This is a genomic window from Streptomyces sp. NPDC015032, from assembly GCF_043080425.1.
Taxonomy (GTDB): domain Bacteria; phylum Actinomycetota; class Actinomycetes; order Streptomycetales; family Streptomycetaceae; genus Streptomyces.
On the sequence record NZ_JBIBVN010000109.1, the window covers coordinates 1 to 2,091 of the forward strand.

2 protein-coding genes are annotated in these 2,091 nt (G+C 65.2%); both read left to right on the forward strand.

The window, feature by feature from the left end:
- Window positions 1-411, forward strand: a 411-nt coding sequence (locus ACF08M_RS41550) for an alpha/beta fold hydrolase (RefSeq protein WP_392190508.1), incomplete at its 5' end; no start/stop codon positions are given.
- A gap of 729 nt (window positions 412-1,140) precedes the next feature.
- Window positions 1,141-2,031: a reverse transcriptase domain-containing protein gene (locus ACF08M_RS41555; protein WP_392190509.1), complete on the forward strand. Its 891-nt coding sequence runs from the start codon at window positions 1,141-1,143 to the stop codon at window positions 2,029-2,031.
- The last annotated feature ends 60 nt before the right edge of the window (window positions 2,032-2,091 follow it).

A 2,091-nucleotide genomic window follows, 5' to 3' on the forward strand; every position in this document is an offset into this window, starting at 1 on the left:
CGGCCAGATCAGCCCGATCGCCTACGAACAACGATCAACTACGCTGGCCACCGCCGCATGACAACCGGTGTCCACGATCAAGGGGAAAGCCCCGAGGTCGAGCGCCAGGACCTGCGTGAAGTGGTTCTGGTAGGTCACAGCTACTCGGGTGTCCCAAGCGGTCAGGCCGCCGGGCGGATCCGCGATCGGCTGGCGCACGTGGTCTTCCTTGACTCCAGTGTTCCGGCCGATGGTGAACCGTTCGTCTCCGCCTGGCCGGACGACGGAGCGATGGTGAAGGCATCGATCGCCGAGAACGGACTACTGAACAGCGGGCGGCGGCGGCTGATCGAGATGGACACCGGCCACTGGCCGATGTTCTCCCAGCCACGCGAACTGGCGCAGATCCTCCTCGACACAGCCGGGGTGTGACCGCAGGTCCACGCTTGTGGCCTCCTTGCCAGCGTTGAATCGCTTGCGCTGATCACAGCCACTCGTTGATGGCCGCGACGAGGATGGTCGCCTCGTAGCGGACCGCGAGTTTGTCGTACCGCGTGGGTGCGCCACGAGGCGCCAAGGAATTGAGTGAGGTGAGAGACCTTCACCGCCGGGTTGTCGCAGCAACCTGGTTGAAGCTGGGGGCAGTTCGGTTCGGGGGATGCCGAGCCGGGCGGTAAGCAGCCCCGACAACGTCGGGACGGGCTGGCACTGCCAGACGGTCCGGGTCCGGCTAGTGAGACGGGAAGGTGCACGCGAGGAATCAGTGCTTGACGCCCCGTAATTACGACACCGGCTCCAACCTGGCGGATGCGGGCCGGATGCAGTGCACGACCACCGCTGGCCGGTGGTCGACTCCGAAGCCGATTCCACGTATCGGTGGGGGGAGGCCACGCCGAAAGCCTGCGGCGTAAGCGTGGCGATGCTGCCGGGGTAGAGCTGGGCACCTCACCCGTCAATCGATTCCGTGGTGAACGTGGGAACTGCCTGCGGTCGTCCGATGCCGGATCTCCAGTCCGGTGGAGGGCAGGCCCATCGCCGGCTGATGGCCGTCGGGCAGGACGGAGACTCCGTAGTACTCCGAGGCCGGGAAAGCCGGCCACATGGGGAAGGGGGTCAGCAATTCGGCAGTAAGGATGCTGGAATGCCAGGAGGTGGTCGCCGGTGAATTCCGACGAGCTGGAATGGGTCTTGATGAAGGCCGAACGCCGGGTACTGGAGATCCAGACCAAGCTGCACCGTTGGGCCGCTGATGATTCTCATCGCAGATTCGATGATCTGTTCAACCTCGTGGCCGATCCCGCCTTCCTGTTGGTGGCGTGGGACCGTGCCCGGGGAAACAAGGGTGCCCGGACGGCCGGAGTGGACGGGAAGACCGCCCGCTCCATCGAGGCCGGGCAAGGAGTCGAGATATTCCTCGGCAGGCTGCGGGCTCAGATCAGAGACCGCAGCTTCCGGCCGGTCCCCGTGCGCGAGCGGATGATTCCCAAGGCGAACGGAAAACTCCGTCGCCTGGGGATTCCGACCGTGGCGGACCGAGTGGTCCAGGCATCCTTGAAACTGGTGCTGGAGCCGGTGTTCGAAGCGGATTTCCTCCCGTGTTCCTACGGGTTCCGCCCGAATCGCCGGGCTCATGACGCGATCGCCGAGACCCGCTACCTCGCCAGCCACGGATACGAGTGGGTGGTGGAGGGCGACATCACGGCGTGCTTCGATGAGATCTCGCACCCGGCTCTCATGGAGCGGGTGAGGAATCGAATCGGGGACAAGCGGGTGCTGTCCCTGGTGAAGGCGTTCTTGAAGTCCGGGATCCTGTCCCGGGACGGAGCCTTCACGGACACACGCACCGGGACCCCGCAGGGCGGGATCCTGTCGCCACTGCTGGCCAACATCGCGCTCTCGGTCCTGGACGAGCACGTCGCCCAGGGGCTCGGAGGACCAGATAGCACCTCCGAGGATCGGCGCAGGAGACGGCGCCGAGGATTGCCCAACTACCGGCTGGTCCGGTATGCGGATGATTGTGCGCCACGAACACAACGGGAGGTTTCGATGTAGACGGAATCTTCCGACGTGATGCTGCACCGGTGATGGAGGTGGGCCCTCCGAGACCGCCCA